We start from the raw sequence: 21,565 nt of genomic DNA on the forward strand, positions 1-21,565 counted from the left end.
CAGCATGACCGAGCAGACCACGTCCATGCAGGATGAGCAGCCGGGCGCCGACGACGGCGACATCGCTGCCGATTACATCGAGGGGCTCCTCGACATCGCCGACCTCGATGGCGACATCGAGATCGAGCAGACGGATGCGCGCACCACGATCGTCGTCGGTGAGGCCGGCGACGACCTCGGCGGGCTCTCCAAGCCCGACGTGGTCTCGGCGCTTCAGGAGCTCGCGCGTCTCGCCGTGCAGCAGCAGACCGGTGAGTTCTCGCGCTTGGTGCTGGATGTCGCGGGTTCGCGCGACGCGCGCGCCGAAGAGCTCCAGGCGACTGTGGACCGTGCAGCCGCGTCGATCGCGGGGGGTGCTGCAAGCGTGCCGCTCGAGCCGATGTCGTCGTACGAGCGCAAGCTGGTGCACGACCTGATTCGCGAGCGTGGTCTGAACAGCGAATCCGAGGGTGAGGCGAAGGACCGCCACATCGTCGTGCTGCCGGCCTGACTTCATGACCCAGTCCACTCCCCCGGCGCTCGAGACCGAGCCGCTGGCGGCCGGCGAGCTGTTCGGTGAGCGGATCGAGCTCGCACGCTCGTTCGTCGCCTCGCTGGCCGAGCATGGAGAGACGCTCGGGCTCATCGGCCCCCGCGAACTGCCGCAGCTCTGGAGTCGACACATTCTCAATTCTGCGTTGCTGGCGCCGCTGCTCGGCGGTCGTGTCGGTGATGTGGGCAGCGGGGCCGGCCTGCCTGGTCTCGTGCTCGGCATCGCTCGCCCCGACGTCGAGTTCACGCTGATCGAGCCTATGGAACGACGCACGCAGTGGTTGCAGTCCGAGGTCGCTCGGATGGGACTGGCGAACGTATCGGTGCTGCGCGCTCGAGCCGAGGAGCTCCCCGGCACCGGACTCCTGCGCCCACTGGATCAAGTCACGGCGCGCGCTGTCTCGGCGCTGCGCACGCTCATCCCGCTGACCGCTCCCCTGGTGCGCAGCGGCGGCCAGTTGGTGCTCATGAAGGGTGCGCGCGCTGAGGATGAGCTGGCGGCTGCGCAGAAGGTCATCCGCAAGCACCGCCTGCACGATGTCGAGGTCCTGGAGCTGGGTGCGGAGCACGGCGTCGAGACGACACGTATCGTGAGGGCAGTCGTCGACCCGTAGGTCCGTTCGGCCCATCCGCGAGCATCCGCGGTGCTCACCCACGCTCGCGTCTGGAAATGCCTGCGCGGCCGTTTCACGTGGAACATCGGACGTCACGGACCGAGGCACGCTTGCCGTTGATCCCGCCCGCGCAGGACGGCATCGTCGGGCAGCGTCGCACTGAAGCGCTAGATGGCCCATGCGCGGGCTTTTTGTCGGAGGGCGCTTGAGCAGATGGTTTCACGTGAAACATGCGCACCGCCCTGCTCTCCGCGCTGGGCAACTCAGCTTCAAGCGGGGACCCACCTCTCTGTGCGAGAGCCAGCAGGAACGCGCGTTGGAAGCTCCGTTGTCGCCTGTCCGCCTTTCCCGCACAACGGGAGCCGCCGATCGCCGCGCGTTGCTGTCGCTGACACGACGAGGATCTAGCCCTGATTGAAGGGCTGCTGCAGCGAGGCTGGACGCCTTTGCCCGGTGAGAGCGCGCAAGAGCGAAGATCTCTGCCCAATTCGAATGGCGGGTGTCGCGGGAGGAGTCGACAGGCGCTGTGCTCAACTTCGGCTCTGGCACGTTTCACGTGAAACAAGGCGCTCGCGCTGGTGCGCGTGCTCGTGCCCGTGCGCAGCGCTCTGACTGAGTCCATGGTGCAGGCCATAGCGTTGTGAGGTCGTTGTGAGGCGCGACGGACAACTGTCGGTGCTGGTCGGACGCGGAACGCGCGACAGTCCGTCCAAGTAGATCCTTACCCCTGCTGCAACCGATGCTGGTTGCGGCTGTGTTGCTGACTCCGTGAAACGAAGGAGGAAACTGCGGCCTTGTGGTCGCAGGTGTTTCACGTGAAACATGTCGCGACGCCGGGGGCGTCGGCCGCAATGCGCGCCGCGTGGAGGTGGTGGGGCTCGTTGGAGAGTGAAGGGGCCTGGCTCCAGCAGGCCCGAAGTCGGGCACGGGGCCGCCTGGCTATGTCGGAGTTTGCTCGAGATCCCCGCTTCCTGCTCGCGATGGCTGGCATCCGAAAGCCCAGCGGCGGTGTTCGCGCGCCGCGGCGTGGACTGCTCGACCTGTGGACAACTGTGGATAACTAGCGCGCGCAGGCGGGCTGCGCCAGGTGCCTGCGCTGCACCGACAAGCCCAAGATCCGCGGAAACACTGGGCGTTTCCGCCCATCGCGTGAGGTTCAGGCTCCAGTTGAACTCTCGGGCGCTGTAACACCGTTCTCCACAGGGCTGTGGACAACCCCGAGGATTGTGTATTGCTCGTGTTCAAGAAATAGGTTGCCGCGTGGACTTTGCGATTGCGCCACGGGGGGCCAGACTAGGTGACCAGCACCATCACTGGACGTCATCATTGCGCTCGCATCGATGTTCCACGTGAAACATCGACGAGAAAGGCACGCGTGACCACGGGAAAGTTCGACACGACTCCGATCGCCCGGGAACTCGCGGCGATGGCCCGTCGGCGCCAGGCGCTATCTGCCCAGGAACTTCCTCTGCCGGCACGCACGCGCATCCTGACGGTGGTGAACCAGAAGGGCGGGGTCGGGAAGACCACCAGTGCGGTGAACCTCGCCGCTGCGCTCGCGCAGGGCGGCGCACGTGTGCTGGTGCTCGATCTCGATCCCCAGGGCAACGCATCGACCGCGCTGGGCATCGATCATCACGCTGACGTCATGAGCACGTACGACGTGCTCATCGATGGGGAACCGCTTTCCAGCGCGATTGCGATCAGCCCCCAGAACAGATTGCTCCAGGTCGTGCCGTCGACGATCCATCTGGCCGGCGCCGATCTCGAGCTGGCTGGCATGGAGCGACGCGAACATCGTCTGCGGGAGGCACTCGATGCGCACCTCTCATCACTGGACGAGCCTCCGCACTACGTCTTCATCGACTGCCCGCCGTCGCTCGGTCTGCTCACCATCAACGCGTTCACCGCCGCGACCGAGGTGCTGCTGCCGATCCAGTGCGAGTACTACGCACTCGAGGGCGTGTCGCAGCTGCTCGACACGATCAGCCGCATCCAGGCGCACCTCAATCCGAAGCTCACGGTCAGCACCGTGCTGCTCACGATGTTCGACGGCCGCACGCTGCTCTCGCGCCAGGTCGTCGACGAGGTGCGAGCGCACTTCCCGGAGCAGACGCTGGAAGCGGTCATCCCGCGCTCCGTGCGCGTCTCCGAAGCACCCGGCTACGGCCAGACGGTGATCGCCTACGACCCCAATTCCCCGGGAGCGCTCTCCTACCGAGAGGCCGCCGCGGAGATCGCACGCAGAGGAACGGCATGAGCAAGAAGGCAGGACTCGGGCGCGGTATCGGCGCACTGATCCCCACAGGACCGGCACCGACGGCGGAGGCCGCTCCCGATGCACCCGGCGAGGCGATCGCGGAGACGGCGTCGCCGTCGCGACGGCGTCGCCCGGCCAAGCCCGGCGCTCGGCCGGTCGACGTGTTCTTCTCGGGCGAGGACGACAGCCACGAGCTGCTCGAGGTCCCCGGAGCGACGCTCGTCGCGGTCGCGCCCGGTGCGATCCGGCCCAACGCCAGCCAGCCCCGCACGGTCTTCGACGAGGACGACCTGAGCGAGCTCGAGCATTCCATCCGCGAGTTCGGCGTGCTGCAGCCCATCGTCGTGCGCCCGGTCTCGCTCGGCGACGACGGCACCCAGTATGAGCTGATCATGGGGGAGCGGCGCTGGCGCGCGAGCCAGCGCGCCGGGCTCGAGACCATTCCCGCGATCGTCAAGGACACCCCTGACGACGCGATGCTGCGCGATGCGCTGCTCGAGAACCTGCATCGGGCGCAGTTGAACCCGCTCGAAGAGGCCTCCGCCTACCAGCAGCTCATGGAGGACTTCGCCATCACGCAGGACGAGCTGTCGAAGCGCATCGGCCGCAGTCGCCCGCAGATCTCGAACACGATCCGGCTGCTGAAGCTGCCCGAGTCGGTGCAGAGCCGCGTGGCGAGCGGTGTCCTCTCGGCCGGCCACGCGCGCGCCATCCTCTCGCTCACCGGTACTGACGCGCAGGAGCAGCTCGCCACGAAGATTGTCAATGAGGATCTCTCAGTACGTGCGGCGGAGGCCGCTGCCGGCCTGATCCAGACGCGCACGCCCCGCAAGGCCCCGACGAAGGGCGCGGTGCAGCACGGGCTCGACGAGATCGCCACGCGCCTGGAGGACCGCCTCGACACCCGCGTGCGCGTCTCGCTCGGACGCTCCAAGGGCCAGCTCACGATCGACTTCGCCACCGTTGCCGACCTCAACCGCATCCTTGGTGAGCTGGGGGAGCAGGGCTTCAGCGGCGAGTCGGGATCAGGCACCGACTGAGCCGAGCGCCGACCGACGCACCACACGAAGAAGGCCCGACTGGACGCATCCGGTCGGGCCTTCTTCTTCAACGCGGTCTCGATGCGACCGCTTCGCGGTCTGCTCGACGAGCGTGGGGGCTCAGAGGTAGGCGGCGAGCTCCTGCTCGATCGCCGGCTTGGGACGAGCGCCGATGAGCTCGTGCACGACCTCGCCGTTCTGGAAGACCTTCATGGCGGGGATCGAGGTGATGTTGTAGCGCATCGCCAGGTCGGGCTCCTGGTCGACGTTCACCTTGACCACGTCGAGCTTGTCGGTCTCGCTGTCGATCTGCTCGAGGATGGGGCTGACGGCGCGGCACGGGCCGCACCAGGCCGCCCAGAAGTCGACGACGACCGGCTTGTCGGCCTTCAGGACGTCCTGCTCGAACGATGCGGTGGTGACTTCCTTCACAGTGCTGCCTCCGTAGGTGTGGCGACGAGAGCCGGCGCGGGATGCGCGGCCAGGTGGTGCTGCGCGTCGAGTGCGGCGACCGTGCCGGACCCGGCGGCCGTGATGGCCTGACGATAGGTGGGGTCGATGACATCGCCGGCGGCGAAGACCCCCGACACCGAGGTGCGCGATGAGCGGCCCTCGACGGCGATCGTGCCCTCGCTGGTGAGCTCGAGCTTGCCGTGCACGAGATGCGTGCGCGGGTCGGAGCCGATGGCGACGAAGACACCGTCGATCGGCATCTCCCACGTGCTGCCGGAGACCGTGTCGCGGAGGGTGACGCCGGAGACCTGGTCGGTGCCGTTCACCTCGGTGCCGTTGATCTCCTCGATCACCGTGTTCGGCAGGAACTCGATCTTCTCGTCCTGACGGGCGCGCTCGAGCATGACCTCGCTCGCGCGGAAGTTCTCGGAGCGGTGCACGATGGTGACCTTGTCGGCGAACTTCGTCAGGAAGGTCGCCTCCTCCATGGCCGAGTCGCCGCCGCCGACGACGATCAGCTGCTTCTGCTTGAAGAAGAAGCCGTCGCACGTCGCGCACCACGACACGCCGTGACCCGACAGCGGCTCCTCGCCGGCGATGCCGAGCTTCCGGTAGGCCGAGCCGGTCGCGAAGATGACGGTGCGGGCCTCGAGCACCTCGTCGCCGACGTGCACGCGCTTGATCTCACCGTCGAGCTCGAGCTCGGTGGCATCCTGCATGCGCACGTCAGCACCGAACTTCTCGGCCTGCTGCTGCATGGCGAACATGAGGTCGGGGCCCTGCACGCCGTCGGGGAAGCCGGGGAAGTTCTCGACGTCGGTGGTGGTCATCAGGTCGCCGCCCATCTCGACGCTGGAGGCCAGCACGATCGGCTGCAGGTTGGCCCGCGCGGCGTAAATCGCGGCCGTGTAGCCGGCCGGGCCGGAGCCGATGATGATGACGTCGTGCACGAGGCCTCCTGGGTCGTGGGGATGCTTCTGGAACAACCGATTCTAGGTCGTGGGCATTCCCCGGGCCGTGGGCGCGCTGGCCGTCGGTGCGCCTGGCTCGGCAGCGCCTGTCGCGGGTGCACCGGGCGCGCGTCGCTCGGCCGCGAGGTCGTCGACGATCGTCAGGAGGTCGCCGGTCGCGGCGTCGACGACGATCAGACCGGCCGCCGGCCACTCGGGGGTGCGCCGCACGACGGGGCGCTGCACGCGGTCGCGGGCGCGCCGATCCCAGGAGTCGACCAGTCGCGCCGTGTCGGCGTCGACGATCAGCACCTCCGGGTGCGCGTGCGCGAGCGACGAGGAGGTCTCCGACGACCACCAGCCCTGCACCGCGAGCGGCCGCGGAGCCGGGGTGAGCGCGTGCTGCTTGCGCTCGCGCGTGAGGCTGCCGGCGATGATCGCGCCGACGCCGGCGAGCGCGCCGACGAGCAGCGGTGCGGCGATGCGGATGAGCGGACTCGCCATCTCTGCCTCCTGACGGTGCCAGCGTGGTGCGGGGACGCATCCGCCCCCGTCGGCCGCCATCGTAGACGCCGCAGTTGTGCGGCGGTCATGCAGCGGATGCGCGCCGCGGCTCAGACGGGATCGGTGCCGGTGGGCGCGTTCGGGCCCGGGAGGTTCGGGTCGCCGTCGGGATCGGCATCCTGCCCGCCGTTGCCGCGGCCGCCCCTGAACTTGCCGACCACGATGTCGACCGTGGCGCGGAAGTCGGGATTGCGGGTGAGGTAGAGCAGGCCGAAGTAGATGACGGCCATCACGACGCCGGCGGCGAGGCAGGTGGTGACGGCGCCGAGCACGTTCGTGGTGCCGAACCCGCTCGCCCGGTAGCCGCCCAGCACCCAGACGGTCACACCTCCCGCCGCAGCCGCCGGGAGGGCATATGCCAGGTACTGCACGTGCCGCAGGCCGATGAGCTTGAACCCGAAGGGACCGATCTTGCGGCGCACGAGGATGAGCCACACGGCGCAGGAGATGAGGTTGGCGGCCGAGACCGCGGCAGCCGTGCCCGCGATGATCCACACGGGAGGCAGCGTCGACGCGCCCCAGAGCAGCGCGAACGTGACGAACATGCCGAAGCAGGCATAGATGAACGGTGTGCGGGTGTCGCCGAGCGAGAAGAACACCCGCTGGATGACGTACTCGGCGCTGAAGGCGACCAAGCAGATCAGGAACGCCCAGATGACCCAGGCCATCGACAGCATCAGGTCGAACCTGGGCTCGAGGATGCGAGCGAACGGCACCGCGATGACGGCGAGCACGAATGCGGAGATCGTGGTGAGCATGCCGACGCCGCGCAGCGCAGCCGAGAGGTCCTGCCGGATGCCGGCGATGTTCTGCACGCTCGCGTGGCGCGACATGCTCGTGAAGTACGCGATCGCGATCGACACGGCGATGATCGAGTGGGGGAGCGAGAACACGTACCAGGAGTTCTGCATCGTGGCGATGTTCGCGACCTCGCCCATCGATGCGACGCGCGACTGCACGACGCCCTTGATCTGGCCGATGATGACGATGCCGAACAGCCACATCGCGGCGGTGCCCGTCGCCCTGAGGCCGACGCCTCGCCACCCGAAGTCGAGCCTGAACCTGAGACCCGTCTTGCGGAAGAACAGCACGAGAACGAGCGCCTGCACGGCGACGCCCGCGGTCGTGACTGCGCCGAGCAGCGTGATGCGATCGGCGTTCCAGACGGCGATGTCGTTGTTGATCGCCTCGCCGCCGAACAGCAGCATGAAGGCGCCGAGGCCCGCGATCGAGACGATGTTGTTGACGACCGGAGCCCAGGTGTAGGGGCCGAACTGCCCGCGGGCGTTGTAGATCTCGCCGAGCAGCGTGTAGATCGCGTAGAAGAGGATCTGCGGCATGCACCAGTAGGCGAGCGCGACCGCGAGAGCCATCTGCGCGTCGGTGAAGCCGACACCGCTCTCACCGGCGCTGACGGCGTAGACATCGACCAGGATGGGTGCCGCGATGGTCGCGACGATCGCGAGCAGCAGGAAGACCGTGCCGCCGAGCGTCAGGATCTTGGAGACGTAGGACTCGCCGCCGTCGGCGGCCTTCGACGCCTTGACGATCTGCGGCACGAGCACCGCGCTCATGACGCCGCCGGCGACCAGCGCGTAGACGTTGTTCGGCAGCTGGTTCGCGAGGCCGAAGGCCTCGGCGGCGTGCGAGCCGCCCTGGCCGATGGCCATGGCCAGCATCGCCATCTTCACGAAGCCGAGGATGCGCGAGACCATCGTCCCGGACGCGATGATCGCGCTCGCTCTGCCAGCGTTCACGCGGTCTCCTCGTCGGGTGTGCCGGGCTGATCCCTGGCAAGGTCGTCGATGTCGCCGCGCGCCTGCCCGCGGCGGCGCTTGAGCACCGAACGAAGGATGCCGAAGCCCAGCAGCAGGACGACGGCGATGCCGAGCGTCCAGGCGACGGCGACCTCGATGGTGGGCTGTGCGGTGACGTTCAGGTACTGGATCTGACCGAGCGGCACGCCGTCGGGGGTATGCAGCTGGGCGACGATCAGCAGCGAACCGGTGCCGACCACGTCGATGGGCACCTGCACCCGCTGCTGGCTCGTGGGCGCGACTGCCACCTCGATGCGCGACTCCGGGATGCTCACGAGGGCGTTCGTGGCCCGCACCGACAGCACGACGTTGGCCGGCACATCCAGCTCGTTCGTGATCGTGATCGGCAGCGGCACGCTCTCGCCGACCGCATGGATGTCGCTGCCGGCGACGAGCTGCACGGCGTTGCGCACCTCGCTCATCGTGCTCCCGAGCGCTTCGATCGCCAGTCGGTCGAGCTCGGTGACGTCGCTGCCGGCGTCCGGCAGGGCGGCGAGCACGGCCAGCCGCAGCTCCGCCAGCAGGGTGGCCGGTTCGTCGACGATCGAGGCGATGCGCGCGACCTCGGCCTCCTGCTCGAGCGCGGCGGTGACGAGGTCTGCGCCCGCATTGCGCTGCACGTCGTCGATCTGCCTGAGCGACGCCTCGCGCGCGGGCCTCTCGAGCGCAGCGTCGATGCCGGCGGTCTCGACGAACTGCGCCTCGGCGAGGTCGGCGAGCAGCGCGGCGGAGTCGCCGCGGCTGGATGCCGGCAGCACGGCTGCGAGCGTGCGGGGGTCGCTCGGGCGCTCGCGCGTGATGGCCGCCAGCAGCGCCACCGCTTCTGCCCGCAGATCGGCGGCGGTCTCGGGGTCGGCCCCTGCAGCAGCATGGATGAGCTGCTGCAGCTGGGCATCCGCGGCCAGCACCTCGACGCCGTCGATGCGCACGTGCGCGCTGGGCGTCGTGCCGCCGAGCTGCTCGTCGAGGATCGCGGTCGAGAGCACCACGGTGCCGGCGTCCGCGAGCGACTCGAGCTCGCCCTGCTGCAGGATCGCCTCGGTCGCGTCGATCACGGGCTCGCGCCTGCCGATCTCGCCGACGCCTGGGGGCAACGGGTCGTCGTCGGCGCGCGGGATGCCGAGCGGCTCGATCGGGTAGACACCGGCTCGCACCTGGGCGATCGGATCGGCGTTGCCGTAGAGCAGCGGGTAGGTGCCCGGGAGGTCGGCGCGATCGATCCAGGCGGTCGCGAGCTCGGGCGCCTCGTCGCCGAGCGCCTCGGCACTGGCGCCGAAGGCCGGGTCGACGCCGATGGTGGCGTTCGCGCCCATCGCAGCGTCGAGCGCCGTGCGCGCAGCGCCGCCGAGCGCAGTGGCGCCCTCGAGCTGCTCGGCGTCGAGCAGGCCGCTCTCATCGATGCGGGAATCGATCGGCGCCGCGAGCGCGAGCGTCGTGGGGCTGGCCTCGCCCGGCTCGTCGCGCACGATCATGGTGGTCACGCCTTCGAACTCGCCACCGGATGCGGCCACCCCGTACGGTCCCCACGAGCGCTCGTCCAGGCCGAGCGTCGCGGCGTCGATGGTCGTGCGCACGGTGACCCGATCGACCGCGGCGACCGCGGGCAGCTCGACCTCCGCGATCCTCGAGCTGGCCATGAACGCCTCGCCATCGAGCCAGCGGCTGAGGCTGTATCGGGTGCTGATCGGCAGCGAGGTCAGCAGCACGTCGACGGTGGTGGAGGCGGTCGGCTCGTTCGTCTGGTTGTCGATGGTGAGCTCGAGCTCGAGGCTCTCGCCGTCCTGCAGCAGCGGATCGACCGGCGCGATGATCAGCTGTGCCGGCTCGGCGGCCGGATCCTCCGGCGCGGCGGTCGCATCGGCGGCCGGGGTGCCGAGCAGCGGCGTCGCCACGAGGGCGGTCGCGAGCGCGACGACGGCGCACGCGGTCGCGCGCCGTCGCGCGAGGCGACCTGCCGACAGCATGGTGGCAAGTGTAGGCGCGCGCGGTGGCGCTCAAGAGCGGCGGCCATTTCTGGCCGCCGCCGCGCCCCCAGCGCCGAGGCCCGTCTCGGGCCTCGGTCGGGCCGACCCCGCGTGCGGCCCAAGACCTGCCAGAATGATCGGTCGTGACCGACATGGCTGCAGCGACCGCGCGATTGCACGCGCTCGTCGCCGCTGCGCCCACCCGGCAGCTCGCCGAGGCGTTCGCAGCCGCGGGCCACGAGCTCGCACTGGTCGGCGGCCCCGTGCGCGACGCGCTGCTCGACCGCCCGGTGACCGATCTCGACTTCGCCTCCAGCGCCACGCCCGAGGAGATCCTCGCCATCGTCGAGCCGCTCGCCGACGCCACCTGGGACGTCGGGCGCGAGTTCGGCACCATCGCCGCGCGAATCGGCGACGAGCAGGTCGAGATCACGACGTACCGGGCCGACACCTACGACGGCGTCTCCCGCAAGCCGCAGGTGGCCTTCGGCGACACCCTCGAGGGCGACCTCGTGCGCCGCGACTTCACCGTCAATGCGATGGCGCTGCGGCTCACGCCGCTGCGCGCCGAGCATGAGAGTGCGCAGACGGTGACGGATGCGTCGCCGCAGCTCGTCGACGTCGGCGGCGGCATCGAGCACCTGCTGTCGGGCGTCCTCGACACGCCCCAGGCGGCCGAGCAGTCCTTCGACGACGACCCGCTGCGCATGATGCGCGCGGCGCGCTTCTCGGCCCAGCTGGGCTTCGAGGTGGCCCCGCGGGTGGTGACCGCGATGACCGAGCTGGCCGAGCGCATCCGTGACATCTCCGCCGAGCGGGTGCGCGACGAGCTGACGAAGCTGCTGCTCACCAGCGGGCCCGTGGCGGGCATCCGTCTGCTGACCGACACCGGCATCCTCGACCGGGTGCTGCCGGAGGTGCCCGCGCTGCGCCTGGAGGCCGACGAGCACGCCCACCACAAGGACGTCTACGAGCACTCGCTGACGGTGCTGCAGCAGGGCATCGACCTCGAGCGCTCGCGCAACCCGGACGCGGCGCCCGACCTGGTCTCGCGGCTCGCGGGCCTGCTGCACGACATCGGCAAGCCCGCCACGCGACGCATCGAGGGGCGCACCGTCACCTTCCACCAGCACGACCTGGTGGGGGCGCGGCTGGCGAAGAAGCGGCTGAAGGAGCTGCGCTTCGACAACGACACGGTGAAGTCGGTCGCCCGGCTGGTCGAGCTGCACCTGCGCTTCTACGGCTACGGCGAGCAGGCATGGACCGACTCTGCCGTGCGGCGCTACGTGCGCGACGCCGGCCCGCTGCTCGAGCGCCTGCACATCCTGACCCGCTCGGACGTCACGACCCGCAACCGGCGCAAGGCCGAGCGGCTCGACTTCGCCTACGACGACCTCGAGCAGCGCATCGCCGAGCTGCGCGAGCAGGAGGAGATGGATGCGGTGCGTCCCGACCTCGACGGCGAGCAGATCATGGCGATCCTCGGCATCGCGCCCGGCCGCGCGGTGGGCGAGGCCTACCGGATGCTGCTCGAGCACCGCCTCGAGCACGGGCCGGCCGAGCCCGCGGAGGCGGAGCGCGTGCTGCGCGAGTGGTGGGCCGCGCGCGGCTGATGCGCCAGTGCTTGGGCGCGGCGACGCGCGTGCGCTACAGTTGACAGGTTGCGCTGGGCCATGCCCGCGCACCATGCATACCCTCCTGCTGCAGACCGTCTGCAGCCGTTCTAGTCCGAAGGAGGTGGGTGAAGCATGCAGGAATACGAACTGATGGTGATTCTCGACCCAGAGATCGACGAGCGCACTGTCGCTCCGTCGCTCGACAAGTTCCTCAACGTGATCCGCAACGATGGTGGCACGATCGAGAAGACCGACATCTGGGGCCGCCGTCGCCTGGCATACGAGATCGACAAGAAGACCGAGGGCATCTACGCCGTCGTGAACTTCACGGCCGACTCGAAGACCACCGACGAGCTCGACCGCCAGCTGGGTCTCTCCGAGGCCGTCATGCGCACGAAGGTGCTGCGCGCCGACGTGGCCGTCTCGCAGACGAGCGACTCGCGTCGTATCGCCGAGGCGAAGGCAGCCAAGGCTGCTGAGGCTCCCGCCGCCGAGACCGCGAAGCCCGTCACCGACGCGAAGCCGGCTCCGGCCGAGGCGAAGGCCGCTGCGACCGAGACCGAGACCGCTACCCCCGAGGCAGAGGCGACGTCGACCGAGGCAGAGGCCAAGTAGCAATGGCTGGCGAGACGATCATCACGGTGGTCGGCAACCTGACTGCCGACCCCGAGCTGCGCTACACGCAGAACGGGCTCGCGGTCGCGAACTTCACGATCGCCTCGACGCCGCGCACGTTCGACCGCCAGGCCAACGAGTGGAAGGACGGCGAAGCGCTGTTCCTCCGCGCGTCGGTGTGGCGCGAGTTCGCCGAGCACGTCTCGCAGAGCCTGCAGAAGGGCAGCCGCGTCATCGCGCAGGGCCGCCTCAAGCAGCGCTCCTTCGAGACGCAGCAGGGCGAGAAGCGCACGGTCATCGAGCTCGAGGTCGACGAGATCGGCCCCTCGCTCCGCTACGCAACCGCACAGGTCACCCGCACGACGGGCGGCGGCGCAGGCCGCAGCTCCGGTGGCGGCCAGGGCGGCAACCAGGGCGGCGGCGGCTTCGGCCAGCCGCAGCAGGTTGCCAACGAGCCGTGGGGCCAGCCGCAGTCGCAGCCGCAGCAGGGCGGCGACGTGTGGGGCGCTCCCGGCACCTCGTACAACGACGAGACGCCCTTCTAAGGCTGCTCGCTCACATCACAGTTTCCCGGGACGGCAGTCCCGAGCAAGAAAGAAGGACACATGGCTGGCAAGCCGCAGAACCGCAAGCCGCGGGGACCGAAGGGCGGAAAGCCCGTCGCTCCGGCGAAGGCGATCAGGGTCGGCGTCATCGACTGGAAGGACGTCGCGACGCTCAAGAAGTTCATCTCGGAGCGCGGCAAGATCCGCGCCCGTCGCATCACCGGCGTGTCGGTGCAGGAGCAGCGTCTGATCGCCAAGGCGATCAAGAACGCACGCGAGATGGCGCTCCTGCCCTACTCGGGCGCCGGACGCTGAGGGGGCTGACGCAATGGCAAAGGTCATTCTGACGAACGAGGTCTCCGGCCTCGGCTCCGCTGGTGACGTCGTCGAGGTCAAGAACGGCTTCGCGCGCAACTACCTCGTGCCCCAGGGCCTCGCGGTCGGCTGGACGCGCGGCGGCGAGAAGCAGGTCGACGCCATCAAGGCCGGCCGTGCGGCTCGCGAGCACGCCACGATCGAGGAGGCGCAGGATCTGCGCGCCCGTCTCGAGGCGAACCCCGTGACGCTGTCGGCCAAGGCCGGCGCCGAGGGCCGTCTCTTCGGCTCGATCCAGACGAAGGACATCGCTGAGGCCGTCGAGTCCGCCGGTCACGGCAGCCTCGACAAGCGCGTCATCGAGATCCCGACGCCGATCCGCTCGGTGGGCGACCACAAGGCTGTCGCGCGCCTGCGCGACGAGATCGTCGCCACGATCACCCTCAAGGTGGTCGCCGCGAAGTAGTTCGCGACGCACGAGTCGAGGGCCCGCATCCGTCATGGATGCGGGCCCTCTGCTCGTTCGGCAACGAGGGGCGGATGCGCGTCAAGCCGTCACGGGGGACGCCAACCTTCAACGTGCAGTTCACTCTTCTGTTTCCCCACCGTCTGTGGAATTGAAAACCCCCGGTCAGGGCGGGTTTACGGTCGTATGACGATTCTGATCCCACAGGTCTATGCACAGGCCATCGGCGCGTCGATGTCCGAATGCCACGGCGTTGTCCACAGTCCTCCACAGCCTTCTCCACAGGGCGATTCGACGCGCGCCTCGGCGCCTCCTAGCCTGTGCGAGGCTCCCTTCTCGATCGCGATGCGTGATCGCTGTGGGTGGAGTGCGGCATCGTCGAGTCGGAGGGAGCAGCGCTATGACAGACCTTGCGGAGATCGGCCTCGACCAGGGCCGCTACAGCGAGCGCACGCCCCCGTTCGACATGCTCGCCGAGCAGTCGGCGATCGGCGGCATGCTGCTGTCGAAGGACGCGGTGGCCGACTGCCTCGAGACCGTGCGCGGCCCGGACTTCTACCAGCCCAAGCACGAGATCATCTACGAGGCGATCCTCTCGCTCTACTCGCGCGGCGAGCCCACCGACGTCATCACCGTCTCGGACGAGCTGACGAAGACGGCGATGCTCTCGCGCGCCGGCGGTGTCGAGTACCTGCACTCGCTCACCTCGATGGTGCCGACCGCGGCCAACGCCGGCTTCTACGCCGAGATCGTCGCCGAGAAGGCCGTGCTGCGCCGCCTCGTCGAGGCCGGCACCCGCATCGTGCAGATGGGCTACGCCTCGGAGGGCGAGGTCACCGACCTCGTCAACAACGCCCAGGCCGAGATCTATTCGGTCATGGGCGAGGACCAGTCCGAGGACTACGTGCCGCTGAGCATCGCAGTCGAGATGGCCATCGAGGAGATCGAGGCGGCCAAGGGCCTCGACGGCGTCATGACCGGTGTGCCGACCGGCTTCCGCGAGCTCGACGAGCTGACCAACGGCTTGCACCCGGGGCAGCTGGTCGTCGTCGCCGCCCGACCGGGCCTCGGCAAGTCGACGCTCGCGATGGACCTCGTGCGCTCGGCGTCGATCAAGCACGACATGCCGTCGGCCTTCTTCTCGCTCGAGATGGGCCGCACCGAGATCGCCATGAAGCTGCTCTCGGCCGAGTCGAACATCCTGCTGCAGAAGCTGCGCAAGGGCGCCATCGAGGGCCGCGACTGGACGACGCTCGCGCAGGTGCGCGGCCGCATCAACGACGCGCCGCTCTACATCGACGACAGCCCGAACCTGACGCTGGTCGAGATCCGCGCGAAGTGCCGCAGGCTCAAGCAGCAGAATGGCCTCAAGATGGTGGTCGTCGACTACCTGCAGCTGATGACGAGCGGCAAGAAGGTCGAGTCGCGTCAGCAGGAGGTCTCGGAGTTCTCCCGCTCGCTCAAGCTGCTCGCCAAGGAGCTGCAGGTGCCGGTGATCGCCCTCTCGCAGCTGAACCGTGGACCCGAGCAGCGTGGCGACAAGAAGCCCGCCATCAGCGACCTGCGCGAGTCGGGATCGATCGAGCAGGACGCCGACATCGTGATGCTGCTGCACCGCGAGGATGCGTACGACCGTGACATCCGCCCCGGCGAGGCCGACATCATCGTCGCCAAGCACCGCGGCGGTCCCACGAAGACCATCCCGGTCGCCTTCCACGGGCACCTGGCACGCTTCGCCGACATCGCGCCCGGCATGGGCCCGAGCGATGGCGGCGGCATGCCCGGCGCACCCGCGATGCCGCCCGGCGGCACACCCTTCGGCGGCGCGCCCTACGGCCCGCCGCCGCCGGTCGAGGGCTGACGAGCCGTCAGTCGACGGCGACCACGCGCAGCGTGCAGGACCGCGCCGCCTCGCTCAGCATCGCGTCGACAGATTCCGGGCTGTAGGAGTACTTGCGTCGCAGCTCGTCATCGATGCGCTGCTGGATCTCGTCGTCGACGGGCACGTACTCGGTCGCGACCGACTCCCGCGGCAGCCCCAGCGCGGCGTCGCGGTCGCGCTCCGCGATCGATCCGTCGGCGAGGGCGAACGCGACCGGCCTGCCTGCTCGCACGTGGCGATACCACCAGGCATCCCGGCCGTTGACCGATCGCACGTAGGGCACGCCGTCGACGACCATCGACCAGATCGGCGTCGCTGTCGGGCGACCGTCGGCTCTCGTGGTCACCACGGCGACGACCTGCGTCTCATCCAGCACCTGCACGATCTCCGGGAAGCTCACACCTCGACGCTATCCCGATGCAGGCGAGCCATCCAGGGGCGAGCACGGTACGACACGACGGCGCCCCCGATCCGAAAGGGAACGGGGGCGCCGCGCTTGCTGCTGATCGTGCTCGTGACTACTCCTGCTGGCCGATCGCGAAGTCGACTCGCCCGTCAGGCTGTGCAGATGCGTCGAGCACCTTGTCGTCGAGGGCGATCGCTGCCTGCGGGTCGAGGAAGACCTTCGCTCCGGCCGACTCGACGACCTGGTCGTCGCCCTCGGGCTGGTCGGCCACGGCGACGTTGAGGCCGGAGCCCTCGAGGTCCTGGGAGATCCGGATGCCGCCGGTCTGCGGCGCCTGCGCGCCATCGACGATGCCGGTGATCACGGTCTGGGCGTTCTCGGTCAAGGTGAGCATGGCGCTCCTTCCGATCGGTGAGCCCGCCACGATGCCGTGCATGCCCGGGCCGCGCAACCCGCGTTCGCCGTCGGCGTTGCCACGGCGGCCGCGCGTGTCATCCTGCAGGGAATCGGCGCGGCACCCTGTCAGACTGGCCGCATGCCCATTGACCAAGAGGCGCGTGTCGCCGTCTACATCGACTTCGACAACATCCTCATCTCCCGCTATGACCAGATCCACGGTCGCGGCGCCTTCCACTCCGACAAGGTGCGCACGCTGCCCGCCGACGGCCGCGACTCCAAGGTGCGCACCCGCTTCCAGCAGGCGACCGTCGACCTCGGCGCCATCATCGACTACGCCTCCAGCTTCGGCTCGATCGTGCTCAGCCGCGCCTACGCCGACTGGTCGGTGCCGGCGCACGCCGCCTACCGCGACCAGCTGCTCGCCCGCGCCGTCGACCTGGTGCAGATGTTCCCGACCACCCGGTCGCTGAAGAACGGCGCAGACATCCGCCTCGCGATCGATGTCGTCGAGGACCTCTTCCGCCTCGAGGACATCACGCACGTCGTGATCGTCGCCGGCGACAGCGACTACATCGCGCTCGCCCAGCGCGCGAAGCGCCTCGGCAGCTACGTCGTCGGCATCGGCGTTGCCGGCAGCACCTCGAAGTCGCTGGCCGCGGCCTGCGACGAGTTCGCCGACTACGACGCGCTGCCCGGCATCGAGCCGGTGCAGATCGAGGAGCCCGAACTCGAGCCCCAGCCGGCAGCAGAGCCCACCGCTGCGAAGGGCAGCCGACGGGGCCGTGGCAAGGGCGCGAAGCAGGCGGACGCCGCAGCGGCCGCGTCGCCCACCGAGCCTGCGGCCGAGCCGGCCGCACCAGTGGCAGAGACCTCCACCGACGAGTCGCCCGCGCAGGCTCCGGCACGTCGCAGCCGCCGCGCCACGAGCGCATCGGTCGCCGCGGGTCAGGATGAAGTGGCGATGACGCCCGATCAGCGCGGGGAGGCAGCCACCGGCCTGCTCGAGCGCGCGCTGCGCATTCTCCATCAGAAGACCGACGACGAGTGGCTGCACGCCAACGTCGTGAAGGAGCAGATGAAGCGCATGGACCCGGTCTTCAACGAGAAGTCGCTGGGTCACAAGTCGTTCACCGACTTCATCACGGCCCGCGACAGCCTGGTCGACATGCGTGAAGAGGGTCAGGCGCGCCTGCTGCAGCTCAAGGACGCCTGACCGGAGCGCAGCCCGCCGACCACCACGGCCCGCGCGGCTGCGCACACCGACGTCGAAGCCCCCGCCGATATGAGCGGGGGCTTCGACGTGTGCCGCGTGGTGGTGGGTCAGGCGTTGGATGCCGCGGACTGCGCTGAGACCGGCGAGTCGGCGGTCGGTGCCGAGACCGGCGACTGCGCCGACGGCGCGCTGGGAGTCGACTGGGCCGACTGTGCGGACTGCGCGGACTGCGCCGACTGCGCCGACTGCGCGGACTGGGCCGACGGGGCCGTGTTCGCCGAGACGACCGACGCGTGGTCGTCGGTCGCGGTGATGGCCACGGTGCCGCGCTCGAGCAGATCGCCGCGGACCTGGCTCGACTCGACGACCGTGCCATCGGCGTCGCGCAGCTCGACGGCGTTCGCGATGCCCGCCGCGCTGGTGGCGATGGCGCCGAGGCCGAGGACGCTGAGACTGCCGACTGCGATCCACTTGTTCTTCACGGGGTTCCTCCTGATGCTGTGGCCCGGTGCTGCCGGGCTGGCTGCGTTGACACTCACTCTGCCGAGCGACGGTGAGGCGAGGAGGAGGAGAGTGTGAGAGCCCTCTCATGGGCGGCCGGGTGCACACTGTCTGCATGCCAGAGCTGCCGGAGGTGGAGGCGCTCGCCGCCGATCTGGGCGAGCGGCTCATGGGCCGCGCGATCCGACGGGTCGACGTGACGGAGATCGCCGCGCTCAAGACCTACGACCCATCCGTTGACGCCCTGCACGGCACGACCTTCACCGGCACCGGCCGGCGCGGCAAGCACCTGGTGCTGTCGGTCGACAGCGGCCTGCACCTCGTCATCCACCTCGCGCGCTCCGGCTGGATCCGCTGGCGCGAGGCGTCGCCGCGGCCGACGGCCGGTCGCGGCAGGGGACCGCTGGCAGCCAGAGTGATGCTCGAGCCTCCCGAGGCAGCCGAGCAGACCGGGGCCGAGCTGGGCGGCGACGGCTTCGACGTCACCGAGCAGGCGACGCACAAGCGGCTCGCGATCCATGTGGTGCAGCACCCCGACCGGGTCATGTCGATCGCGACGCTCGGACCGGAGCCGCTCGAGACGGGCTTCACCGAGGAGCGCTTCGCTGCCGTGCTCGCCCACGCCGGGCGCGCGCAGATCAAGGGCGTGCTGCGCGACCAGCGGCGCATCGCCGGCATCGGCAACGCCTACTCCGACGAGATCCTGCACGCGGCGAGGATGTCGCCGTTCCACCCGGCCTCGATGCCACCGGACGACGTGGCCCGGCTCTACGCGGCGCTGCGACAGGTGCTGACCGAGGCGGTGGAGCGTGCGATGGGCGTGCCGGCCGCGTCGCTGAAGGCCGAGAAGCGGCAGGGCATGCGCGTGCACGGCCGCAAGGGCGAGGCCTGCCCGGTGTGCGGCGACACCGTGCGGCAGGTGATCTACGCCGACTCCACCTTCGAGTACTGCGCCACCTGCCAGACCGGCGGCAAGCCGCTCGCCGACCGGGTGCTGTCGCGCCTGGGGGTGCGGCGCTGATCGCGCCGGCTCGCCCAGCGCCGCGGGCGACGACGGATGCGTCCAGCTGCGGTCGTGCGGCGCTCGGTCGTCAGTCCCGTCCCGGGATCCCGCCGGTGGCGATCGTCCACGGCTGCACGGTGAGCACCTCGACGCCCGGGGCCGAGTAGTAGGGGTCGTCCTCGAGCGCAGCCTCGACCACCGTCATGTCCTCGGTGGAGAACAGCAGCAGCGCGCCGGTCTGATCCTCGAACGGCCCGCCGGCCAGCAGCACGCCCTGCTCGTGCAGCGCGGCGGCCCGGTCTCGGTGCGCGGGGCGCAGCTCGAGGCGGGCCGGGTCGTCGGAGAAGGCGAGGATGACAGCGATCATGCCCTCAGCCTAGGCACTCCCGGGAGCGCGACGGGCGGATGCGCGACCACGGGTGGCAGCGCATCCGCCCGATGCGACGATGCGGGGCGTGCGGCCGCCTCAGGCCGCGACGAGCTCCTTCGCCGCTGCCGCGACCAGCCCGGTGACGCTCTCGCGCAGCTCGTCGATCGAGCGGCCGACGAACGCCTGGCCGTCGAGGAGGCGCTGCGACTCGTCGAAGTCGGCGCCTTCGAACGGCATGCGCACGCCGTCGCCCGTGCGCACGAGACCGATGTGGTCGAGCACCGCGTGCAGCTGCGCGGCGGCGGAGCGGCCCCCGGCCCAGCCGTAGGAGACGACGACGGCCGGCTTGCCGACCCATTCGCCCTTGAGGTAGTCGATGGCGTTCTTCAGCGCCGCCGGGTAGCCGGCGTTGTAGTCGGGGGTGACGAACACGACGCCGTCGAGGGCGACGATGCGCTCGGCCCAGGCGATCGAGTGCGGGTTGGTGCGCACGCCGGTGGCCGGCGTCATCGCCTCGTCGAGCAGCGGCAGGCCGATCTCCCGCAGGTCGAGCATGTCGGCGTCGGCGCCGGCGGCCTCGACGAGGGTTGCGATCTCGTCGGCGACGGTGCGGCCGACGCGCACGGGGCGGGTGCTGCCGACGATGATGCCGATTTGGGGGCGTGCGGACATGACGGTCTCCTGGCGTGTCTGTGGCTGGGTCGCGGCACGCGTCGTCGGGCACCAGAGATCAGACAACCAGATCGAACGCCCGGGCATTCCGGTTTCGAAGGAACGGGGCGGATGCCGCCGCCTGCCTACGCGAGGAAGGCGCGTGCGGCCGCGACCATCGCGGTGGTCGCGGTGTCGAGCGTCGGCTGCATGACCGGGATGAAGTCGGGGGCGTGGTTCGAGGGCACGTCGGCGTCGAAGGTGCCGCGCTCGCGGGCCTGCGCGACCAGCTCGGGGTCGAAGCCGCCGTACATCCAGAAGACGTACGGGGCGCCCCAGACGGCCGGCAGGTAGCTGAAGTCCTCCGAGCCCAGGTACTGCGGCGAGGGCACGTGGGCCGCGCCGAACGCGGCGTCGAACGCTGCGCCCACGGTCGCAGCCGCATCCGCGTCGTTGACCGTCAGCGGCGCCACGTCGCCCGTCTCGATCGTCGCCGGCGGCGCGCCCGCCACCTGGCACTCGCCCTGCACGATGCGCTCGATGGCCGCGATCATGCGCTCGCGCACGCGCGGCTCGAAGGTGCGGATGTTGATCTCGAAGCGCGCCGAGTCGGGGATGATGTTCTGCTTCATGCCCGCGTGGAAGGTGCCGATCGTCAGCACCGCGCGGTCGGAGGGCGCCACTTCGCGCGAGACGATGGTCTGCAGCCGCAGCACCATGCTGGCGGCCAGCACGATCGGGTCGATGGTCTTCTCAGGCTGCGAGCCGTGCCCGCCGCGGCCGTGCACCGTGACGATGAAGTGGTCGCTCGCGGCCATGATCGGGCCCGCGGTGGTCTGCACCTCGCCGGCGGCGCCGGGCATGACGTGCTGGCCGAGCGCGACGTCGATGCCGCCCGGCAGCAGCTCGCGCAGCGCATCCTGCATCCCGACGGCGCCCTGCATGACCTCCTCGGCGGGCTGGAAGACGGCGACGATCGTGCCCGACCAGTCGTCCTGCTCGGCGAGCATCGCCAGCGCGCCCTGCAGTCCGGCCATGTGGGTGTCGTGGCCGCACGCGTGCATGACGCCGCTCGCCCGGCCCTCGAAGTCGTCGGTCGCGGTCGAGCGGTAGGGGACGCGCTCGGCCTCGGTGACCGGCAGCGCATCCATGTCGGCGCGCAGCAGCACCGTCGGCCCCTCGCCCCGGCGCAGGATGCCGACGACGCCCGTGGCATCCCCGACCTGCTCGTGGGTCTCGAAGCCGCGCTCGCGCAGCAGCTCGGCCATGCGTGCCGCCGTGCGGTGCTCGCGATTCGAGAGCTCAGGGTTCGCGTGCAGGTCGCGGTAGAGGTCTTCGATGAACGGGCGGTGGGTCTCGAGCGTCATGCAGCCAGGCTACGCCGCGCGCG

At 69.9% G+C, this 21,565-nt stretch carries 21 protein-coding genes and 2 pseudogenes; 12 read left to right on the plus strand and 11 right to left on the minus strand.

Annotated elements, in window-relative coordinates; all coding sequences use genetic code 11:
• Window positions 1-4 precede the first annotated feature (4 nt).
• From BM288_RS06965 to BM288_RS06980, 4 genes are all read left to right on the plus strand, one after another.
• Window positions 5-490 (plus strand): Jag family protein, encoded by a 486-nt coding sequence (locus BM288_RS06965; protein ID WP_092917225.1) that lies wholly within the window; start codon window positions 5-7, stop codon window positions 488-490.
• A 4-nt stretch (window positions 491-494) separates the two neighbouring features.
• Window positions 495-1,145 (plus strand): 16S rRNA (guanine(527)-N(7))-methyltransferase RsmG, encoded by a 651-nt coding sequence (gene rsmG / locus BM288_RS06970; protein WP_092917227.1) that lies wholly within the window; start codon window positions 495-497, stop codon window positions 1,143-1,145.
• Between the two features lie 1,426 nt (window positions 1,146-2,571).
• Window positions 2,572-3,405 (plus strand): ParA family protein, encoded by an 834-nt coding sequence (locus BM288_RS06975; RefSeq protein ID WP_092917814.1) that lies wholly within the window; start codon window positions 2,572-2,574, stop codon window positions 3,403-3,405.
• The gene (locus tag BM288_RS06980; protein ID WP_092917229.1) at window positions 3,402-4,445 is read left to right on the plus strand and encodes a ParB/RepB/Spo0J family partition protein; all 1,044 of its coding nucleotides are present in this window, start codon (window positions 3,402-3,404) and stop codon (window positions 4,443-4,445) included. Before BM288_RS06975 ends, BM288_RS06980 begins: the two co-directional genes overlap by 4 nt.
• Before the next feature lie 120 nt (window positions 4,446-4,565).
• Here BM288_RS06980 and trxA read toward each other — a convergent pair whose 3' ends face one another.
• The 5 genes from trxA to BM288_RS07005 form a co-directional block, all read right to left on the minus strand.
• On the minus strand, window positions 4,566-4,877 hold the full coding sequence (gene trxA / locus BM288_RS06985) for a thioredoxin (protein ID WP_092917230.1): 312 nt from the start codon (window positions 4,875-4,877) through the stop codon (window positions 4,566-4,568).
• Window positions 4,874-5,848 carry a thioredoxin-disulfide reductase gene (gene trxB, locus BM288_RS06990; protein ID WP_092917231.1) on the minus strand — a complete coding sequence of 325 codons (975 nt, stop codon included), beginning with the start codon at window positions 5,846-5,848 and terminating at the stop codon, window positions 4,874-4,876. The genes trxA and trxB overlap by 4 nt, the downstream gene beginning before the upstream one ends.
• 42 nt (window positions 5,849-5,890) lie before the next feature.
• Entirely contained in the window at window positions 5,891-6,352 is a 462-nt protein-coding gene (locus BM288_RS06995) for a hypothetical protein (protein WP_092917232.1), read from the minus strand.
• 110 nt (window positions 6,353-6,462) lie between these two features.
• The gene (murJ, locus tag BM288_RS07000; RefSeq protein ID WP_092917233.1) at window positions 6,463-8,169 is read right to left on the minus strand and encodes a murein biosynthesis integral membrane protein MurJ; all 1,707 of its coding nucleotides are present in this window, start codon (window positions 8,167-8,169) and stop codon (window positions 6,463-6,465) included.
• Window positions 8,166-10,193 carry a DUF6049 family protein gene (locus BM288_RS07005; protein ID WP_092917234.1) on the minus strand — a complete coding sequence of 676 codons (2,028 nt, stop codon included), beginning with the start codon at window positions 10,191-10,193 and terminating at the stop codon, window positions 8,166-8,168. The genes murJ and BM288_RS07005 overlap by 4 nt, the downstream gene beginning before the upstream one ends.
• Window positions 10,194-10,336: 143 nt before the next feature.
• Between BM288_RS07005 and BM288_RS07010 the strand changes: the two genes are divergently transcribed.
• From BM288_RS07010 to dnaB, 6 genes and pseudogenes are all read left to right on the plus strand, one after another.
• Window positions 10,337-11,806 carry a CCA tRNA nucleotidyltransferase gene (locus BM288_RS07010; RefSeq protein ID WP_404799686.1) on the plus strand — a complete coding sequence of 490 codons (1,470 nt, stop codon included), beginning with the start codon at window positions 10,337-10,339 and terminating at the stop codon, window positions 11,804-11,806.
• 135 nt (window positions 11,807-11,941) lie between these two features.
• Window positions 11,942-12,301: pseudogene (gene rpsF, locus BM288_RS07015) on the plus strand (30S ribosomal protein S6); the annotation flags it as partial.
• 125 nt (window positions 12,302-12,426) lie between these two features.
• The gene (locus tag BM288_RS07020; protein WP_092917236.1) at window positions 12,427-12,969 is read left to right on the plus strand and encodes a single-stranded DNA-binding protein; all 543 of its coding nucleotides are present in this window, start codon (window positions 12,427-12,429) and stop codon (window positions 12,967-12,969) included.
• Window positions 12,970-13,029: 60 nt separating this feature from the next.
• On the plus strand, window positions 13,030-13,284 hold the full coding sequence (gene rpsR / locus BM288_RS07025; protein ID WP_092917237.1) for a 30S ribosomal protein S18: 255 nt from the start codon (window positions 13,030-13,032) through the stop codon (window positions 13,282-13,284).
• A gap of 13 nt (window positions 13,285-13,297) precedes the next feature.
• Window positions 13,298-13,750, plus strand: a complete 453-nt coding sequence (gene rplI / locus BM288_RS07030) for a 50S ribosomal protein L9 (RefSeq protein WP_092917238.1) — start codon at window positions 13,298-13,300, stop codon at window positions 13,748-13,750.
• A gap of 400 nt (window positions 13,751-14,150) precedes the next feature.
• Window positions 14,151-15,500, plus strand: a pseudogene (dnaB, locus tag BM288_RS07035) (replicative DNA helicase); the annotation flags it as partial.
• Between the two features lie 118 nt (window positions 15,501-15,618).
• On the opposite strand, the gene BM288_RS07040 reads toward dnaB, so the two are convergent.
• Window positions 15,619-16,032 carry a DUF2255 family protein gene (locus BM288_RS07040; protein WP_092917240.1) on the minus strand — a complete coding sequence of 138 codons (414 nt, stop codon included), beginning with the start codon at window positions 16,030-16,032 and terminating at the stop codon, window positions 15,619-15,621.
• A gap of 118 nt (window positions 16,033-16,150) precedes the next feature.
• Window positions 16,151-16,432, minus strand: a complete 282-nt coding sequence (locus BM288_RS07045; protein ID WP_092917241.1) for a Fe-S cluster assembly protein HesB — start codon at window positions 16,430-16,432, stop codon at window positions 16,151-16,153.
• 141 nt (window positions 16,433-16,573) lie between these two features.
• On the opposite strand from BM288_RS07045, the gene BM288_RS07050 reads away from it, so the two are divergent.
• Complete coding sequence (locus BM288_RS07050; RefSeq protein ID WP_092917242.1) at window positions 16,574-17,650, plus strand: NYN domain-containing protein; 1,077 nt, start codon at window positions 16,574-16,576, stop codon at window positions 17,648-17,650.
• Between the two features lie 107 nt (window positions 17,651-17,757).
• Here BM288_RS07050 and BM288_RS14470 read toward each other — a convergent pair whose 3' ends face one another.
• Complete coding sequence (locus BM288_RS14470) at window positions 17,758-18,132, minus strand: hypothetical protein (RefSeq protein ID WP_092917243.1); 375 nt, start codon at window positions 18,130-18,132, stop codon at window positions 17,758-17,760.
• Between the two features lie 134 nt (window positions 18,133-18,266).
• Between BM288_RS14470 and BM288_RS07060 the strand changes: the two genes are divergently transcribed.
• Entirely contained in the window at window positions 18,267-19,172 is a 906-nt protein-coding gene (locus BM288_RS07060) for an Fpg/Nei family DNA glycosylase (RefSeq protein WP_092917818.1), read from the plus strand.
• 70 nt (window positions 19,173-19,242) lie between these two features.
• On the opposite strand, the gene BM288_RS07065 is transcribed toward BM288_RS07060, so the two are convergent.
• The 3 genes from BM288_RS07065 to BM288_RS07075 form a co-directional block, all read right to left on the minus strand.
• A complete protein-coding gene (locus BM288_RS07065; protein WP_092917244.1) occupies window positions 19,243-19,521 on the minus strand; it encodes a YciI family protein in 279 nt (92 codons plus the stop codon).
• Window positions 19,522-19,620: 99 nt separating this feature from the next.
• Complete coding sequence (locus BM288_RS07070) at window positions 19,621-20,196, minus strand: NADPH-dependent FMN reductase (RefSeq protein WP_177220289.1); 576 nt, start codon at window positions 20,194-20,196, stop codon at window positions 19,621-19,623.
• 125 nt (window positions 20,197-20,321) lie between these two features.
• On the minus strand, window positions 20,322-21,542 hold the full coding sequence (locus tag BM288_RS07075; RefSeq protein WP_092917246.1) for an amidohydrolase: 1,221 nt from the start codon (window positions 21,540-21,542) through the stop codon (window positions 20,322-20,324).
• Between the last annotated feature and the right edge of the window lie 23 nt (window positions 21,543-21,565).

The organism is Agrococcus baldri, assembly GCA_900114805.1.
Taxonomy (GTDB): Bacteria; Actinomycetota; Actinomycetes; order Actinomycetales; family Microbacteriaceae; genus Agrococcus; species Agrococcus baldri.